A 17386-nucleotide genomic window follows, 5' to 3' on the forward strand; every position below is an offset into this window, starting at 1 on the left:
TCCGCCTTCGCTCCGGCCATGCGCGGGGCTATGGACCATGGCGAAGACAGAGATCGGCCGCGCTCGACGCCGAGCGCGGCCGATTCCGGCCACTCAGGGTCGGTCTCGGACTACCGGCTCGCGCCCGCAGCGGCACCGATCAGACCGCCGACCACGCAGCCGGGGAAGACCCCGACGATGAAGAAGACCAGACCGACCAGCGCGCCGATCGCGCAGCCGATCGCCACCCCGCCCAATGTGGTCGTCGCGTCGCCGATGAACTGCGGCGCGCCGGGTTCCGGGATGGCGGCGCCGACCGGTGTCAAGGTCAGCGTCGTCCCGGCCGCATCGATGTGTGGCGCCACCTCGACTTGTTGGCCGAAGACGGACTGCACGGTCGTCGGCACGGTCGCCACCAGTGCGTCGTCGGGCCCCAGCACCGCGATGCTTCCGTCCGGCGTGCGGGTGAACGAACCGGAGGTGAGCGTGACCGCGGCACTCGACCGGTCCGGCGCGACGGTCGCGGTGTAGCCGATATCGCCGCCGCTCACCGCCGGACTGTCGAAGTCGGCCTGCCCGTACGCGGTGGCGGCGGTGACACCCGTGGTGGCAATGGTCAGCAGCGTGGTCGCAACCAATTTCCTGAACTTCATGAGCCTTCCCATCCTCAGCAGATTCGATCTGTCGTTACCTGGGTACAGCCGTGAAACACTAGCGATTATAGACGTTCCACATCACCGCTTCGGACACCTGGTGATGCCCGAAATGTCCTGCACAACAGCGCATTTCGTGACGAATCCGGAATTCGGGACAACTGTGGCCGCTACTCCAACTCCCCTTCGGTCTCCAGATAGACCTGCCGCAGCCGATCGAGCATGTCCGATTCGGGGTGTTCCCACAGCTTCCGCTCGGCCGCCTCCAGCAATCGCTCGGCGATCCCGTGCAGCGCCCAGGGATTGGACCGCTCCATGAACTTTCGGTTCACCTCGTCGAAAACGTAGCTCTCCGTCAGCTTTTCGTACATCCAGTCGGCCACCACGTTGGTGGTGGCGTCGTAGCCGAACAGATAGTCGACGGTCGCCGCCATTTCGAACGCGCCCTTGTAGCCGTGCCTGCGCATGGCTTCCAGCCAACGGGGGTTCACCACGCGGGCGCGGAACACCCGTGCCGTCTCCTCCGACAACGTCCGGGTGCGCACCGCGTCCGGGCGCGTGCTGTCGCCGATGTAGGCCTCCGGGTTCTTGCCGGTCAGCGCACGCACCGTCGCCACCATGCCGCCGTGGAATTGGAAATAGTCGTCGGAGTCGGCGATGTCGTGCTCGCGGGTGTCGGTGTTCTTGGCCGCCACGGCGATCCGGCGATACGCGCCGCGCATGTCCTCCGCGGCCGGCGCTCCGTCGAGATCACGCCCGTAGGCGTAGCCGCCCCAGGTGGTGTAGACCTCGGCGAGGTCGTCGTCGGTGCGCCAGCTCTTCGCATCGATCAGCTGCAACAGGCCCGCCCCATAGGTTCCGGGCTTGGAACCGAAGATGCGGGTGGTGGCGCGCCGCTGGTCGCCGTGCTCGGCGAAGTCGGCCTGTGCGTGCGCGCGGACATAGTTCGCCTCGTCCGGCTCATCCAAGTCGGCGACCAGGCGGATCGCGTCGTCCAGCAGGGCGAGTACGTGCGGGAAGGCATCGCGGAAGAAACCGCTGATGCGCACCGTGACATCGATGCGGGGACGGCCGAGTTCCGCGAGCGAGATCACTTCGAGCGTGCGGACGCGGCGGCTCGCGTCGTCCCAGACCGGCCGGACGCCCAGCAACGCGAGGACCTCGGCGATGTCGTCGCCCGAGGTACGCATCGCGGAGGTACCCCAGATCGACAGACCCACCGACCGCGGGAAGTCACCCTGGTCGGCCCAGTACCGCTCCAGCAGGGATTCCGCCATGGCCTGGCCGGTCTCCCAGGCCAGCCGGGACGGCACGGCCTTGGGATCGACCGAGTAGAAATTGCGTCCGGTCGGCAGGACGTTGATCAGGCCGCGCAACGGTGACCCGCTCGGACCGGCCGGGATGAACCCGCCGTCGAGCGCGTGCAGGACGCGGTCGATCTCCACACCGGTCTGCCGCAGGCGCGGCACCACCTCGGTGGCCGCGAATCGCAGCACCCGGCGGACCTGCGGGTCGTCGGTGATACCGTCGACCGCCTCCGGCGACCAGTCCGCCGCCTGCAACGCCGCGACCAGCGCGCGGGCACGGCCCTCCACCGCATCCACCCGCTCGCGCGCCTCGCCTCCCGACTCGTCGAGGCCGAGGGCCTCGCGCAGGCCGGGCACGGTGCGTTCGCCGCCCCACAGCTGACGCGCGCGAAGCATGGCCAGCACCAGATCGAGTTCGCTCTCCCCGGCCGGGGCTCGGCCGAGCACGTGCAGGCCGTCGCGGATCTGGACATCCTTGATCTCGCACAGCCAGCCGTCGACATGCAGCAGCATGTCGTCGAAGGACTCCTCGTCCGGGCGCTCGGTGAGACCGAGATCGTGATCCATCGCGGCGGCGCGCATCAACGTCCAGATCTGCTGACGGATGGCGGGCAGCTTGACCGGATCCAGGGCCGAGATGTTGGCGTGCTCGTCGAGCAACTGCTCCAGACGCGAGATGTCACCATAGGTTTCGGCGCGAGCCATCGGCGGGATCAGATGATCCACCAGGGTGGCGTGCGCGCGGCGCTTGGCCTGGGTGCCCTCGCCGGGATCGTTCACCAGGAACGGATAGATCAGCGGCAGATCGCCGAGAGCGGCATCGGTGCCGCAGGAGGCCGACATGCCCAGCGTCTTGCCGGGCAGCCACTCCAGGTTCCCGTGCTTGCCCAAGTGCACCATCGCGTCGGCGGCGAAACCCTCGGGCGCGCTGAGCCACCGGTAGGCCGCCAGATAGTGGTGACTCGGCGGCAGATCGGGATCGTGGTAGATGGCGACGGGGTTCTCGCCGAAACCGCGCGGCGGCTGCACCATGAGCACGACATTGCCGAAACGCAATGCGGCGATGACGATCTCACCGTCCGGGTCGGCCGAGCGGTCGACGTAGAGTTCCCCCGGCGGCGGGCCCCACGCTTCGACGACGGCGTCGCGCAGGTCGCCGGGTAAGGTGTCGAACCAGGCGGCGTAGGTCGCCGCGCCGATGCGAATCGGATTACCCGCCAACTGCTCGGCGGTGAGCCAGTCGGGGTCCTGACCTCCTGCGGCGATCAGAGCGTGGATGAGGGCGTCCCCATCCTGTTCCGCCAGGCCCGGAATCTCGCCCGGCGCGCCCAGATCGTAACCGGCGGCGCGCAATTCGGTGAGCAGACGGATCGCACTGGCCGGGGTGTCCAGGCCGACGGCGTTGCCGATACGGGCGTGCTTGGTCGGGTAGGCCGACAGCATGACGGCGACGCGCTTGCGTTCAGCGGGGATGTGCCGCAGCCGCGCGTAGCGCGTCGCGATGCCCGCGACCCGAGCGGCGCGCTCGGCATCGGGGACGTAGGTGGACAGGCCGTCGGCGTCGAATTCCTTGAACGAGAACGGGACGGTGATGATCCGCCCGTCGAATTCGGGCACCGCGACCTGAGTGGCGACGTCCAGTGGGGACAGCCCGTCGGCGTCGGCCGCCCAGTGAGCGCGCCCGGTGGTCAGACAGAGCCCTTGCAGGATGGGCACGTCCAGGTCGGCGAGCGCGCCGACATCCCACGCCTCGTCCTCGCCCCCGGCGGACGCGGTGGCGGGTTTGGTGCCTCCGGCGGCCAGCACCGTGACCACCAGCGCGTCGGCGCGACGCAAGGTGTCGATCAGCTCGGGTTCGGCGGTTCGCAGCGACGCGCAGTACAGCGGCAGTGCCCGCGCGCCCGCCTGTTCGATCGCGCCGCACAGGGCGTCGACATAGGCGGTGTTGCCCGCCAGATGCTGGGCGCGGTAGTAGATCACCGCCACGGTCGGCCCATCGGCCCGCTCGGCAGCTACCCGGTCCAATTCACCCCAACTGGGCAACTGGATCGGCGGCTCGAAGCCGTGGCCGGTCAGCAGCACGGTGTCGGACAGGAAATTGTGTAGCTGACGCAGATTTTCCGGGCCACCGGCGGCCAGATAATTGTGCGCGTCGGCCGCGACACCGCCCGGGACGGTGGAGCATTCCATGAGCTCGGCGTCCGGGGCGATCTCGCCGCCGAGCGCGACGAGCGGAATCCCGCTCGCGCGCACCGCCTCCAGCCCGTCCTCCCAGGCCCGCTTGCCGCCGAGGATGCGCACGATCACCAGAGCGGCGCCGTCCAGCAGGCCGGGCAGGTCGTCGACCAGCAGGCGAGCCGGATTTCCCCACCGATAGTCGGCGCCGCTGGCGCGGGCACTGAGCAGATCGGTGTCGGATGTGGACAACAGCACAATCACGGTGGCAGCCTTCCTCGGGTGACGCGCCCATCGGGGGTTCGCTGCTCGCCGGAGAGGGTCTGGCTTTCCACAGTGGCGCGACCGCACCGGACTTTCACCGGTTTCCTCGTCGTCCGCCGAGCACGCCGATGCTACCTGCCGTCCGGCGCGTCCTCGTCCACGCGCCCCACCCGATCGGCCGCGCGGGGTCGCGGTCGGCCACTCGTGCGGCCGAGAAGCCGTCCCTCAGCCGGGCGCAGTCGGCGGTGGATGCGCCGGCGCTCGCGATCGATGCGATGGTTGCCCGGCGGATGGGGCACCCCGTCGCGGTCGCGGAGCCCGGTACGCGCGTTCCTATACCTTGCGGACCACCCCGCCGAGCAGCACCAGCCCGGTTCGAGGCAGGTCGTCGCCGAGCCACTGCTGCAGTGGAACCACGCCGGGCTCGATCATCTCGAACCCCGTGAAGAACGACTCGACCGCGGCCGGAGATCGGTAGACCACCTGGGCCGAGGATCTGGCGGTATCCGACGACGACTGCGCGATGAAGTCCGAATCGCTGTCGTCGGAGCCGTGCGTGAACGCCAGATGGCTTCCCGGAGCCATGACTTCCCGCAGCCGAGCGACGATCTCGGCCGGGCCCTCGTCATCCATCACGAAGTGCAAGACGCCGACGAGCGTGATCGCGACCGGCTCCGCGAAGTCGATCGAACCCGCGTCGCGCAACCGATCGATGATGTCGTCCGGACGGCGAACGTCACCCAGCATCGCCGTCACACCGTCGGCATGCGCCAGCAGGGCATTGCAGTGCGCGTAGACGACCGGGTCGAAATCGACGTACACCACCCGCGCCGCCGGATCGACCTTGTGGGCGACCTCGTGCACATTCGGCGAGGTCGGGATACCCGCGCCCAGATCGATGAACTGCCGGATCCCCGCCTCGGCGGCCGACTGGACCGCCCGCACCAGGAACTGGCGACTGAACCAGGCCAAGGTCCGGGTATCCGGCGCGATGGACAGCATGCGGTGCGCGACAGCCCGGTCCACCTCGTAGTTGTCTTTACCGCCCAGCAGATAGTCGTATACCCGGGCGGAATTCGGCAGGTTCGGATCGACGCCGCGCGGTGCTCGCTCCATTCCGGACACCGTACGCCCCGGTCGGGATCCTGACCAGACAGTCACGATCCGTCGCCGCGGGCTTGCCCGCGCGCAGCCACCGGCGTACCGAATGACGTTGCCCCGCACGGGCTCACTCGCCGGGCGTTCGGCCCGCGGCGAGTACTTCCGCTCGTGCCATCAGCTCATCCGCCACCGGGCGGGATCGGCGGCCCAGGCCGCACGCACAGGCGACCCCGTCGACCGGGCGGCCCAGCGCTTTCTCGACGAGCCGCAGCGTCTGCAATTGCTGTGCCTCCGTGGGACCGTCGTGCACCAGACCGGCGTAGAAATTCGTGCCCGGGTCGAGCGCCAGCCCCGCCAACGGCGCATAGAATCCGGCATTCTCCGACGGAGCCACATCGCCGGCCGCGAGGGGACCGTGCACGTATTCCAGGATGCGCCCGCGCGGCCACTGCCGGACCACGGAATTGGCCAGATCGACCAGCGGCCGGGCATCACGCAACCTGCCGCGGGCTTTGTTGCGCAGACTGCCCAGGCACAGGTGCACCCCGAAACGGGTTCCCTCCGGGGCGGCCTCGGCCAGCGCGGCGATCCCCTCGCCCAGCCCCAGCGCCCGATCGACCTGCCGGTGCACCGGCTGCGCCTTCGCCATGAGCACCAGTTCCGCGGTGGCCTCGACCTGCACGACGACGTCGTCCCCGGCGAGTTCGCGAATGGCGGTGATCGCACGCACGGTCGTGTCGAAGAAGGCTCGGCGATGCCGCCGCAGACCGGCGACTCCCAGGGCGATGAACGTCAGCGTGAAATCGGTCGGCATGCCGATCTGGAGCGCGAGACCGGGCAAGCCGCGCTCGGCGCGCAGTGCGCGGAGGATCGGCAGCGCCTCCTCCGCTTCCCGAATATAACCGAAATCCATTCTCTCGCCGGATAATTCGATGCCCGGAGCGACGCGATGGATCGTCCGCTGCCGGCTCGAGCCCCACGTTCCCTGCTTCTTCACCGCCAGGACACCTTGCTCGACCAGGTCTTCGATGATCGGCTGGATGTAGAACTCGTAGCGCCGGGTCTCCCCGGTCGGCAAGGTACGCAGTCGCGCCCCCGCACTGTCCAGCATGGCCCGCATCGCGACGTCCGCGCTCTCGGCCGGAAAGCTTCCGACGAAGTGCACCGTTCGCGTGCCCACCCCTGGTCCCGTCGCACTCACGTTCCCGCACTCCTTGTCCGTCGCGGCGTACCGGATATCCGCTCTCCCGAACGGAGCCGACGATTGCTGAGCGCGGCAGACGGATTCGCCCACCGAAATCTTTTGCCGGAACAGCCGATACAGCCGTCGCGCGCAGCCCGAGCCGACGGCGACAAGTATTGCGCACGGCCGAGTTCGCGCATAGCCTGCGTCGCGTGCGAACCTCGCTACGGTCGATCGCCGCGTTCGCGGCGGCGATTCTTCTCTGCCTGACACCGAGCACGGCCCACGCCGAGGAGACCGAACCGGGTCGTTGCGCAGCGGTCGCCATCCCTGTTCCACTCGGCGAGATGGCCGGTTCCCTGTGCACCCCCACGGCGCGCGCCACCGATACCGTCATGGTGCTGATCGCGGGGTCCAACTACAACGCCACCTATTGGGATTTCCCCTACGCGCCGGAGACCTACAGTTTCCGGCGGGCGATGAACGCCGCGGGCATCGCGACGCTGGTGGTCGACCGGCTCGGCAACGGTGCCAGCACCCGCCCGCCGAGCACGCAGCTGACGGCGACCGTTTCCGCCCGCGCCCTGCACGACATCGTCCGGTCCCTGCGGGCAGGGTCGGCGGGCGCGCCCCCGTTCGGCAAGGTCATCACGGGAGGCCATTCCCTCAGCTCGGGCATCGACGTGCTGGAGGCGACCACCTACCAGGACGTCGACGGCATCCTGCTCACCGGTTTCTCCCACGCGCTCAACGTGTCCGAGGTACTCGGCGTCATCTCCACCTACCACCGAGCCGCCGAGGATCCGCAGTTCGCCGGGCGCGGTTACGACGCGGGCTATCTGGCGACGCGGCCCGGCACCCGCGCCGCCGATTTCTTCGCCCCCGAGACGGCCGACCCCGACGTTCTCGCGGTGGACGAAGCGACCAAGGAAGTCTTCTCGCCGACCGAGTATCCCGACGGCCTGAGCTCCACCCTTCCGCCGATGACCAATTTCATCGGTGTCCCGGTCATGATCGTCAACGGCGGTCTGGACCGGCTCTCGTGCGGCCCCGCGTACGCCGTCTGCGCGGATGCCGAGACACTGCGCGCCACCGAAGCGCCGTTCTTCGGCCCGGCGGCGCGACTGCGCACCTTCGTGCTGCCCGGCAGCGGGCATTCGATCAATCTGGCCCGCAATACCGCCGAATATCGGGCCGCCGTCGTCGACTGGCTGCGTTCGATCGGAGCGTGACCGGCCGTTCCGCCGGCCACCCGCGTCCGTAGGCTGGAGTCGCTATGACACGACGTGCTCCTGATTCCTGCCCGGGCGTACTGCGGCTGCACGAGGCGGCCGACGGGCCGCTGGCCCGGATCCGCGTGCCCGGTGGCCATCTGGAGCCCGCCCAACTGCAGGCGCTGGCGGAGGCCGCGCACGACCTGGCGGACGGCAACATCGAACTCACCTCGCGCGGCAACCTCCAGTTGCGCCGGGTAGGCGATGCCGAGGCGATGACCGACCGGCTCGTGGCCGCGGGTCTCCTACCCAGCACCACGCACGAACGGGTGCGCAACATCATCGCCTCGCCGCTGTCCGGCCGGATCGGCGGCCTGGTGAATGTGCATCCGCTGGTCGCCACGCTGGACACCGGGCTGCTCGCGGCGCCGCGGCTGGCCGGCCTACCCGGCCGGACGCTGTTCACCCTCGACGACGGGCGCGGCGACGTCAGCGCGCTCGGCCCCGACATCGGCGTGCACGCGGTGGGGGACGACGAGTTCGCGCTGCTGCTGGCGGGCGGCGACAGCGGCGTGCGGCTGTCCTCCGCCGACGCTGTGGACGTCATGCTCGCCGCCGCACACGTATTCCTGGATCTGCGCGGCGCGGACCCCGGCCGATGGCGGCTGCACGACATCGAACACGGCGCCGAACGCGTCGTCGACCGCCTGGGTCAGGCACCGCGCACCGAACACCTGGAATTTCCCGCCGCACCGAGCATTCCGATCGGCTGGCTGGAGCAGGACGACGGATCGGTCGGCCTCGGCATCGGCGTGCGGCTCGGCTGCCTGCCCGCCCGCACCGCCGAGTTCCTCGCCGCGGTCGAACGACCGGTTTTTGTCACGCCGTGGCGCAGCCTGGTGATCACCGACCTGACCGAGTGGACGGCCGAGCAGGTGGTGCGGGTGCTCGCACCGATGGGCTTGATCTTCGACGCCGACTCGCCTTGGCTGCTGGTCAGCGCCTGCGCCGGGCAACCGGGCTGCGCGAAGTCGCACACCGATGTCCGAGCCGACGCGGCCGACGCCGTTGGCACCGGCCGCGTCCTGCCGGGGCCTGCCGATCCGCTCGCCGTCCCGCGGATGTTGTCCGCCGCGGACGTCGCGGTGCGTGGGCGCCAGCACTGGTCCGGGTGCGATCGCCGCTGCGGCCGCCCCCGGGGAGCGGTCACCGACATCGTCGCCACGGACGAGGGCTATCGCGTCGACCGGCCGCCCCGCGTTCCATGAGATCCGGGCAGGTCACCTGCCGTGCATCTCGAGGGTGCAGCATTTGACGGAGCCACCGGCTTTGAGCAGCTCGGACATCTCGATTCCCACCGGACGATAGCCACGAGCGCGCAGGGCTTCGCTCAGGTCGGTGGCCGCGCTGCTGAGGAAGACGTTCGAGCCGTCGCAGACCCCGTTCAACCCGAGCACCGCCGCGTCCGCGTCGGTGGCCACGATCGCGTCGGGATACAGCTCCGTCAGCACCGCGCGCGCCGCCGGGCTGAAGGCGGGCGGGTAGTAGGCGATGGTCTCGGCGTCCAGCGCGAGCAGCACCGTGTCCAAGTGGTAGAAGCGCGGATCGACCAGTTCCAGCGATACCACCGGCAGACCGAAATGGCGCGACACCTCCTCGTGCGCCGCCCGTGAGCTGCGGAATCCCGTTCCCGCGAGTAGCCGGTCGCCGACCAGGAGGAAGTCTCCTTCGCCTTCGTTGCATTCCGCGGCGGCCACCAGGTTCGGCAGACCGCGGCGGGCGAACCAGGCGTGGTAGGCCGGGCCTTCCGCGGCACGCTCGGGATGGGTGAAGCGAGCCGACATGGCACGGTCGCCCACGACCAGCCCGCCGTTGGCGGCGAACACCATGTCGGGCAGGCCCGCGACACCGGGCACCACCTCCACGGTGTGCCCGTGGTCGGCGTAGGTGGCGCGCAACCTCTCCCACTGTTCGATGGCCAGCGAGCGATCGACGGGCTCCGCGGGATTCATCCACGGATTGATGGAGTAGGTGACGTCGAAGTGGTCGGGACGGCACATGACGAACCGGCGCGGCGACCAACGGCGGGCGGCGGACTCGACGGGGAGGGTGGCTACGGACGTCAACGGAACTCCCGGCAGTGAGCGTGAACTTTCTACTGACACGACCGTAAGTCGCATAGCATTGCGCCAGAAATGATGATTTGTTGCGAATAATTGCCGAAAATCAGCGAATCGTTTCGCGCGAGGAGAGCAGGTGCGACGTGGACGACCTCGACCGGCGGATTCTCGAACAACTGCTGAAGAACGCGCGGGCGTCGTTTCAGGAGATCGGCGGCACGGTCGGCTTGTCCGCGCCCGCGGTGAAGCGACGGGTCGACCGGTTGGTCGCGGGTAAGCAGATCACCGGGTACACCGCGCTGGTCAATCCCGCGGCGCTGGGCTGGAAGACGGAGGCGTACGTCGAGGTGTACTACCGCGACAACATCTCCCCGGCCGAACTCAAACGCAGTCTGGAACCGATCCCCCAGGTGGTCGGCGTGTGGACGATCGCCGGCGAAGCCGACGCGCTGGTGCACGTGATGGCCACCGACATGGCCGAGATCGAGGTGACCGTGGAACGGATAAGGGAGAACGCGCGCGTCGGGCGCACCCGCAGCGCCATCGTCATGTCCCGGATTCTCGAGCGTCCGAGGACCTGATCCAGCGGCCCCGGCCCCCTGGGTTGTCCGGCGCCCGGGCCTGCAGGTGCAGCGCCCGACCCGGACCGCTCCGTCCGGAACCGCACCCATATGGTTGAGCGCATGTCCGACGTACGTGCCAGCTATCTGACCGACGGGGCCGAGATCTACCGTCGCTCGTTCGCGACGATCCGCGCCGAGGCCGATCTGAGCGGATTCCCGCTGGACGTGGCGCAGGTGGTGGTGCGGATGATCCATGGCTGCGGTCAGGTGGATCTCGCGTCGGACATCGCCTTCTCCCCCGGGGTCGTCGCCTCGGCACGGGCAGCCCTGCGCGCGGGCGCTCCGATTCTCTGCGACGCCACCATGGTCGCCTCGGGCGTGACCAGGAAACGGCTGCCCGCCGACAACGAGGTGCTGTGCACCCTCGCCGACCCGCGCGTGCCCGACTTGGCGGCGGCCGCGGGCACGACCCGATCCGCCGCCGCGCTCGAACTGTGGCGCGACCGTCTCGACGGCGCCGTCGTCGCGATCGGCAACGCGCCGACGGCGCTGTTCCATCTGCTCGATCTGCTCGACGCGGGAGCGCCCCGGCCCGCCGCCGTGCTCGGGATCCCGGTCGGCTTCGTCGGCGCGGCCGAATCGAAGGATGCGCTCATCGAGTTCGGCGGCGTCGAATACCTCACCGTGCGCGGCAGGCGCGGCGGCAGCGCCATCACCGCGTCCGCGCTGAACGCGATTGCGAGCGAGCAGGAATGAGCACTCCGGGCAAGCTGTGGGGCGTCGGGCTGGGTCCGGGTGATCCCGAGCTGGTGACGGTCAAGGCGGCCAACGTGATCGGCGCGGCCGACGTGATCGCGTTCCACAGTGCGCGCCACGGCCGCAGCATCTCCCGCCGGATCGCGGCGCCGTACCTGCGCCCCGGTCAACTGGAAGAGCATCTCGTCTACCCGGTGACCACGGAGACCACCGACCACCCCGGCGGTTACCAGGGTGCGATCGACGAGTTCTACGAACAGGCCGCCGCCCGGCTGGCCGAGCACCTCGCCGCGGGCCGGTCGGTCGCGTTGCTCGCCGCGGGCGACCCACTGTTCTACAGCTCCTACATGCACATGCACCGGCGGCTGGCCGACCGGTTCGAAGCCGAGATCATCCCCGGCATCACATCCGTGAGCGCGGCGTCGGCGGCGCTCGGCACGCCGCTGGTCGAAGGCGAGCAGGTGCTCACCGTGCTGCCGGGCACCATGCCGGTCGACGAGCTCACCCGGCGGCTGCGCAGCACCGACGCCGCCGCGATAATGAAACTGGGGCGCACGTACCCCGGTGTGCGCCGGGCACTGTCGGATTCCGGCCGACTCGCCGGCGCGTACTACGTCGAGCGCGCGAGCACCAGCGAACAGCGCGTGCTGCACGCGGGAGCGGTGGACGACGCCGAGGTGCCCTACTTCGCCATCACCCTGGTACCGGGTCCCGAGCCCACCACGCCGCTGCCCTGCCTCGACGAGGATTCCGTTACCGGTCATGACCGCGGCGCGGACACGGCCGAGCGGGTCGGTGCGGTCGTGGTGGTAGGACTGGGCCCCGGCGCGCCCGAGTGGACCACCGACGAGGTGCGCGCGGCGTTGGCGGAGGCCACCGACCTGGTCGGCTACACCACCTACTTGAACCGGGTGCCCGAACAGCCGGGCCAGCGTCGCCATGCCAGCGACAACCGGGTCGAGTCCGAGCGCGCGGCCATGGCGTTGGATCTGGCCAAGCGGGGCGCGCGAGTCGCGGTCGTCTCCTCGGGCGATCCCGGGGTCTTCGCGATGGCGGCGGCGGTGCTGGAGGAATCGGCCCACCCGCAGTGGCGCGGAGTGCCCGTACGGGTGCTACCCGGACTCACCGCGGCCAACGCGGTCGCCAGCCGGGTGGGCGCGCCGCTCGGGCACGATTACGCGATGATCTCGCTCTCCGATCGACTCAAGCCGTGGGAGGTTGTCGCGCAGCGCCTTTCCGCCGTCGCGGCGGCCGACATGGCGATCGCGATCTACAACCCGGCATCCTCGCAACGCACCTGGCAGGTCGGCGCGATGCGGGATCTGTTGCTGGAGCATCGCAAGCCCGACACACCGGTCGTCATCGGGCGCGACGTCGGCGGGCCCACCGAGTCGGTCCGGGTGGTGACCCTCGGTGACCTCGACCCCGAGGAGGTGGACATGCGTACGCTGCTGATCATCGGCGCGTCCACTACCGCGATGTTCGAAACCGATGCGGGCCCCCGGGTCTACACCTCCCGCCGTTACGGTCGCGCGCGCGACGCGGCCGTCGGCGGCGCGTAGTATCGCCTGACGCACCGAAGATCGGAGGGACCTTGGCCGCGACATTGTCGGAGCTGACGCTGCGCGCCCGCGCCTTGGAGGCCAGGGCCACCGCGAGCGAACAGGCACTCGACGAGCAGGGCGAGGTCCTCAACGAACTCGCGGCGCTGACCAGGAAGACGCTCGACGGTATCGGCCGGATCGACCGGCGCGCGGAAACCATCGGCGAAGCCGTCGGCGAGCTGCGCCGGGATGCCGGGGACCTGCGCGAGAATGTGGGCGAGCTCAACCGCAGGGTCACCGTTCTCGAACAAGGACAGGTCCGTCTGGAACAGGGCCAGGCCGCGCTCGCCCGCAGCCAGGCGCAACTCGAACAAGGACAGGCACGGCTGGAGCAGGGAATGGCACAGGTGCTCGCCCGGCTCGACAAGTTGACCGGCGACGCCTGACCCACCCCGCTCAGGTAACATTCCACTATGGAGTGTTGAGAGCGAAAGGGAGCAGTCGTTGACCAACACCGCGACCAAGCGCAGGCCACTCAACTCGACGGCGGCGTCGTTACTCGGATTTCTCCACGAAGGCGCCATGTCGGGGTGGGATCTGGTGACCGAGGCCCAGGAGCGCATCGGCGACTTCTGGACCATCACGCAGAGCCAGGTCTACCGGGAACTCGCCACCATGGACGCGGCGGGACTCGTCGAAAAGGGCGAGACCGGCGCCAGGGAGCGCACCCCCTACCACATCACCGACGCCGGCCGGGAAGCGTTCCTCGAATGGGTCGCCCGCGATCCCGGCGGGGAAACCATCCGGGTGCCGTTGCTGCTCACGCTTTCCTTCGGCGAGCATCTCGATCGGCAGCGGCTCGACGGCATCATCGCCGCCAACCGGAAGATCCATCAGGCCCGGCTCACCCGGTACCTCGCCGAAGATCCGATGGCCAAGTCCTCTTTCGCCCGCGCCACCCTGGATTTCGGGATTCGTTACGAGCGGGCGGTACTGGACTGGTTCGATCATCTGCCCGAACTTCTCGGCGGTTGATCCCTCCCCGTTCGTCCCCACCCCGAACGCGTCAGCCGGGCCGGGTTCCGCGCAGCCAATCCAGCGCCTGCGCCGCGGACTCCACGATTCGCGCGTCCTCGGGCAGCGGCGGGCGGTCCACCACGACGACCGGGATTCCCGCGGCACGGGCCGCGGCGAGTTTCGCTTCGGTCTGCTCCCCGCCGCTGTCCTTGGTGACGAGCACATCGATCCGATGCTCCGCCAGCAGCCGCGCTTCGTCCGCCACTGCGAACGGCCCACGCGCCAGGAGCAATTCGTGCCGCGACGGCAGCATGCCCTCCGGCGGGTCGATGGCACGGATCAGGAACCAGTGCCGGTCGAGTCCAGCGAACGCGGTGACGCCTTGTCTGCCGATGGTCAGGAACACACGGCTGCCGAGGCCGGTGACTTCCGTCGCGGCCGCGGCCAGATCGGGCACTCGCGTCCAGCGGTCCCCGGCCTGCTCCGCCCACCCGGGCCGACGCAGGTGCACCAGCGGCACACCCGAAACCTGCGCGGCGACCGCGGCGTTGACGCTGATGGCCGCCGCGAACGGATGGGTGGCGTCGACCATCGCGGCCACGTCGTTGGCCGCGAGCCAGGCGCGCAGTCCCTCGGCGCCTCCGAAGCCGCCGATACGGACCTCGCCCTCCGGCAGCAAAGGCGCGCGCACCCGACCGGCGAGCGAGGACACGATCTCGAATCCTCGCTCGCCGGAAACGAGATGGGCCAGCTCCCGCGCTTCCCGGGTGCCGCCCAGAATCAGAACTCTCAGGGCTGACCGCTGAAGTAGGCGATACCCGCGTTCAGCAGCGACGGTCCGCCGGCGACGGCCAGCCCGATCAGCGCGCCGAGCACCGCGCCCGGCAGGATGCCGACACCGAAGAACACGATGCCGATGGCGGCGCCGATCAGGCCACCGACCAGAGCGCCCAGCGAGGCGCGCTGCAACTCGGCGAAGAACCACTCCTGCGCGCCGATGAACTGGGCGGCGACCGGCGCGTTCGCGGTCGGCGCGATCTGCGGCGTCAGCGTCAGCTGCCTGCCCTCGTCGGCGACGGCCGCGGCGATCCGGACCTCCTGGCCCTTGGCCGTCGCGGTGAGCGGGATGGTGGTGACGGCCGCACCCGCGGAGTTCGTCAGCGTGACCGACCTGTTGTCGGTGTCGACGCTGAACGCACCGCCGGTCACGCTGGTGACGACCGACTTGCCCGCGTCGGCGAGCTGCAGCGCGTAGCTGACACCCTGATCGGTACCGGTGACGGTGGGAGCCGCCGCGGCCTGGTCCTGCACCGCGGGCGGCACCGGAGCGGCGTAGGAAGTCCCGGCGGCGACTCCGGTGGCGGCGACAGCCAGCAATGCGGTAGCGGCGAACGTCTGGTATCTCATCTATCTCCCCAACAGGAATCGGATTTCCGACCACTGATCGGAACTCGGCCCCGACCCTACCGCGTGGCCAGTAACAAGTTCACCCCTGCGCGGGGAACGTCCGCGCCGTCTTCACCACCGACCACTGTGTGACCGGGAGCTGGGGACGCCAGGTGGTGAACGAACCCAGCGGTTCGCCGCGGTAGATCTGGAACTTCCGCAATCTGCCACCCTGGGCACTCGACCAGCTGAGCAGCAACGATTCCGATTCCGCCGTCACCGCGTTCGCGACGAGCCTGCCGCCGTGGCGCAACTGCGCCCAACATGTCTCGAGCACGCCGTCCTGGGTCAGGCCACCGCCGAGGAAAATCGCGTCGGGCCGGGCCAATTCGGTGTCAGCGGCGAGCTCGGCACGGACCTCGCCCCGCACCTGGATATGCGGAACCCCCAGAGCCGCGGCATTGTCGGCGATCTGGCGCCGCCTGCGCTCGAGCCGCTCGAACGCGACAGCCCGGTTGCCCGGATGCACCCGGCACCATTCGATGGCGATGCTGCCCGAACCGCCGCCCACATCCCACAGCAGTTCCCCGGGAGCGGGGGCCAACGCCGCCAGCGTCAGCGCGCGGACCTCGTGCTTGGTGAGCTGGCCGTCGCCGCCGAACAATTCGTCCGGCAGGCCGGGAACGCGGGTGGTGCGCGGCCGGCCCGGATCGGCCGCGCAGGTGATCGCCACGATGTTCAGCGGGTCACCCGGCGGATGCGCCCACTGCTCCGCGATCCCGGCGCGGCGCCGTTCGGCGGAGCCGCCCAACTGCTCGAGCACCGTCAACTCCGAACCGCCGAAACCCTGGCGGCCCAGCAGGTGCGCCAGTTCCCGCGGAGTGTCCTCGTCGGCGCTGAGCACCAGCAGCCGCCTGCCATCGGCCAGCTCCGGCAGCACCGTCGCCAACGGGCGCCCGACCACGCTGACCACCGGTGTCTCGGCCAGCGGCCAGCCCAGTCGAGCGCAGGCCAGGGACGCGGACGACGGCTGCGGCAGCACCCGCACCGCCTGCGGGCCCAGCAACCGGGTCACGGTGACGCCGATTCCGTAGAACATCGGATCGCCGCTGGCCAAGACGCACAACCGTGCCCCGATATGCCGTTCGAGCAGGCCGGGCAGCGCGGGCAGCAGCGGCGACGGCCAGGTCACCCGGCGCTGCGCCACAGTAGGCACGAGCGCGAGCTGGCGCGCGGAGCCGAACAGCACGTCCGCACCACCGATGGCCTCCCGCGCGGCGCGACCGAGGCCGTCCCAGCCGTCCGCGCCGATTCCGACAATCGTGACCGGCGGGCCCGCCCACGACCCGGGCGTGCGGCTCATCGAGGCATCCGGCGCCAGATCGGTTGGGGCAGTAGGCGCATCGCGAAGAAGACCGGTCGCAGGATCCCGGGCACCCACACTCGGCTCGCGCCCCGGCGCAGACCCTTCACCACCGCGTCGGCAACCTGATCCGGCGTGCTGGAGAACGGCGCCGGGGACATCCCCTCGGTCATCCGCCCGACGACGAACCCGGGACGCACCAGCAGCAACCGAACGCCGCTGCCGTGCAGGGCATCCGCCAGACCGGAGGCGAATCCATCGAGTCCCGCTTTGGCCGCACCGTAGACGTAGTTCGCGCGCCGGACCCGCACACCGGCGACCGAGCTGAACACGACGATCTGCCCCGCACCGTGCGCGCGCAGCAGATTCGCCAGCGTGGTGAGGACGCCTGCCTGAGCGACGAAGTCGGTGTGCAGGATCGCCGCCGCGTGGGCGGGATCCCGCTCGGCGCGCTGCTGATCGCCCAGCACGCCGAAGGCGAGCACCGCGATCCCGATCGGCCCGTGCTCAGCGGCGATCTTCTCCAGCAACGCCGGATGACTCGCCATGTCGTCGGCATCGAATTCGGCGGTGTGTACCTCGCTCGCACCCGCGGCCGTGATCCCCGCCCGCTGTGCGTCCAGTTCACCGCTACGCCGGGCCGCCAGCACCACCGCTCGGCCCGGTGCCAGCCGTCGCGCCACCTCGAGTCCGATCTCGCTCCGCCCGCCCAGCAACAGTACGGTCCCGTCGGACAAACCACGCGTTCCCATGTGCCCAAG

General features: G+C 69.8%; 16 protein-coding genes. 7 read left to right on the top strand and 9 right to left on the bottom strand.

The genetic code is table 11. From position 1 onward, the window contains the following. Positions 1-110: 110 nt before the first annotated feature. The 4 genes from ACT89H_RS08720 to ACT89H_RS08735 form a co-directional block, all read right to left on the bottom strand. Entirely contained in the window at positions 111-632 is a 522-nt protein-coding gene (locus ACT89H_RS08720) for a DUF8020 domain-containing protein (RefSeq protein ID WP_445108002.1), read from the bottom strand. Between the two features lie 170 nt (positions 633-802). Then, positions 803-4378 (bottom strand): cobaltochelatase subunit CobN, encoded by a 3576-nt coding sequence (locus tag ACT89H_RS08725; RefSeq protein ID WP_445108003.1) that lies wholly within the window; start codon positions 4376-4378, stop codon positions 803-805. Positions 4379-4711: 333 nt separating this feature from the next. Next, positions 4712-5494, bottom strand: a complete 783-nt coding sequence (locus ACT89H_RS08730) for an SAM-dependent methyltransferase (RefSeq protein WP_445108004.1) — start codon at positions 5492-5494, stop codon at positions 4712-4714. 112 nt (positions 5495-5606) lie between these two features. Continuing rightward, positions 5607-6680: a hypothetical protein gene (locus tag ACT89H_RS08735; RefSeq protein WP_445108005.1), complete on the bottom strand. Its 1074-nt coding sequence runs from the start codon at positions 6678-6680 to the stop codon at positions 5607-5609. A 194-nt stretch (positions 6681-6874) separates the two neighbouring features. Here ACT89H_RS08735 and ACT89H_RS08740 point away from each other — a divergent pair, with 194 nt between their 5' ends. Both ACT89H_RS08740 and cobG read left to right on the top strand, forming a co-directional pair. Further along, positions 6875-7894, top strand: coding sequence for an alpha/beta hydrolase (locus ACT89H_RS08740; protein ID WP_445108006.1), 1020 nt, complete (start codon positions 6875-6877; stop codon positions 7892-7894). A gap of 44 nt (positions 7895-7938) precedes the next feature. Then, positions 7939-9144: a precorrin-3B synthase gene (cobG, locus tag ACT89H_RS08745; RefSeq protein ID WP_445108007.1), complete on the top strand. Its 1206-nt coding sequence runs from the start codon at positions 7939-7941 to the stop codon at positions 9142-9144. A 12-nt stretch (positions 9145-9156) separates the two neighbouring features. On the opposite strand, the gene ddaH is transcribed toward cobG, so the two are convergent. Beyond that, positions 9157-10002, bottom strand: coding sequence for a dimethylargininase (ddaH, locus tag ACT89H_RS08750; protein ID WP_445108008.1), 846 nt, complete (start codon positions 10000-10002; stop codon positions 9157-9159). 137 nt (positions 10003-10139) lie between these two features. Here ddaH and ACT89H_RS08755 point away from each other — a divergent pair, with 137 nt between their 5' ends. The 5 genes from ACT89H_RS08755 (at position 10140) to ACT89H_RS08775 (ending at position 13894) form a co-directional block, all read left to right on the top strand. Further along, a complete protein-coding gene (locus ACT89H_RS08755) occupies positions 10140-10577 on the top strand; it encodes an Lrp/AsnC family transcriptional regulator (protein ID WP_445108009.1) in 438 nt (145 codons plus the stop codon). Between the two features lie 102 nt (positions 10578-10679). Then, a complete protein-coding gene (locus ACT89H_RS08760; protein WP_445108010.1) occupies positions 10680-11315 on the top strand; it encodes a precorrin-8X methylmutase in 636 nt (211 codons plus the stop codon). Further along, positions 11312-12877 (top strand): precorrin-3B C(17)-methyltransferase, encoded by a 1566-nt coding sequence (gene cobJ / locus ACT89H_RS08765; protein ID WP_445108011.1) that lies wholly within the window; start codon positions 11312-11314, stop codon positions 12875-12877. Before ACT89H_RS08760 ends, cobJ begins: the two co-directional genes overlap by 4 nt. A 32-nt stretch (positions 12878-12909) precedes the next feature. Next, on the top strand, positions 12910-13305 hold the full coding sequence (locus tag ACT89H_RS08770) for a hypothetical protein (protein ID WP_445108012.1): 396 nt from the start codon (positions 12910-12912) through the stop codon (positions 13303-13305). A gap of 58 nt (positions 13306-13363) precedes the next feature. Beyond that, on the top strand, positions 13364-13894 hold the full coding sequence (locus ACT89H_RS08775; protein WP_445108013.1) for a PadR family transcriptional regulator: 531 nt from the start codon (positions 13364-13366) through the stop codon (positions 13892-13894). A gap of 31 nt (positions 13895-13925) precedes the next feature. Here ACT89H_RS08775 and ACT89H_RS08780 read toward each other — a convergent pair whose 3' ends face one another. The 4 genes from ACT89H_RS08780 to dprE2 all read right to left on the bottom strand — a co-directional run bounded on the left by ACT89H_RS08780 (position 13926) and on the right by dprE2 (position 17377). Beyond that, on the bottom strand, positions 13926-14669 hold the full coding sequence (locus tag ACT89H_RS08780; protein WP_445108264.1) for a cobalt-precorrin-6A reductase: 744 nt from the start codon (positions 14667-14669) through the stop codon (positions 13926-13928). Continuing rightward, positions 14666-15283 carry a DUF8020 domain-containing protein gene (locus ACT89H_RS08785; RefSeq protein WP_445108014.1) on the bottom strand — a complete coding sequence of 206 codons (618 nt, stop codon included), beginning with the start codon at positions 15281-15283 and terminating at the stop codon, positions 14666-14668. The genes ACT89H_RS08780 and ACT89H_RS08785 overlap by 4 nt, the downstream gene beginning before the upstream one ends. 79 nt (positions 15284-15362) lie before the next feature. After that, positions 15363-16625 (bottom strand): precorrin-6y C5,15-methyltransferase (decarboxylating) subunit CbiE, encoded by a 1263-nt coding sequence (cbiE, locus tag ACT89H_RS08790; RefSeq protein WP_445108015.1) that lies wholly within the window; start codon positions 16623-16625, stop codon positions 15363-15365. Further along, positions 16622-17377 (bottom strand): decaprenylphospho-beta-D-erythro-pentofuranosid-2-ulose 2-reductase, encoded by a 756-nt coding sequence (gene dprE2 / locus ACT89H_RS08795; RefSeq protein WP_445108016.1) that lies wholly within the window; start codon positions 17375-17377, stop codon positions 16622-16624. The genes cbiE and dprE2 overlap by 4 nt, the downstream gene beginning before the upstream one ends. Positions 17378-17386 lie beyond the last annotated feature (9 nt).

The sequence above is a fragment of the Nocardia aegles genome (assembly GCF_052545135.1).

Bases quoted from the DNA above. Each gene is read 5' to 3' on its own strand.
- ACT89H_RS08760 (WP_445108010.1), top strand. From the start codon at position 10,680: ATGTCCGACGTACGTGCCAGCTATCTGACCGACGGGGCCGAGATCTAC.
- dprE2 (WP_445108016.1), bottom strand. From the start codon at position 17,377: ATGGGAACGCGTGGTTTGTCCGACGGGACCGTACTGTTGCTGGGCGGG.
- cobJ (WP_445108011.1), top strand. From the start codon at position 11,312: ATGAGCACTCCGGGCAAGCTGTGGGGCGTCGGGCTGGGTCCGGGTGAT.
- ACT89H_RS08730 (WP_445108004.1), bottom strand. From the start codon at position 5,494: ATGGAGCGAGCACCGCGCGGCGTCGATCCGAACCTGCCGAATTCCGCC.
- cobG (WP_445108007.1), top strand. From the start codon at position 7,939: ATGACACGACGTGCTCCTGATTCCTGCCCGGGCGTACTGCGGCTGCAC.
- ACT89H_RS08720 (WP_445108002.1), bottom strand. From the start codon at position 632: ATGAAGTTCAGGAAATTGGTTGCGACCACGCTGCTGACCATTGCCACC.
- cbiE (WP_445108015.1), bottom strand. From the start codon at position 16,625: ATGAGCCGCACGCCCGGGTCGTGGGCGGGCCCGCCGGTCACGATTGTC.
- ACT89H_RS08785 (WP_445108014.1), bottom strand. From the start codon at position 15,283: ATGAGATACCAGACGTTCGCCGCTACCGCATTGCTGGCTGTCGCCGCC.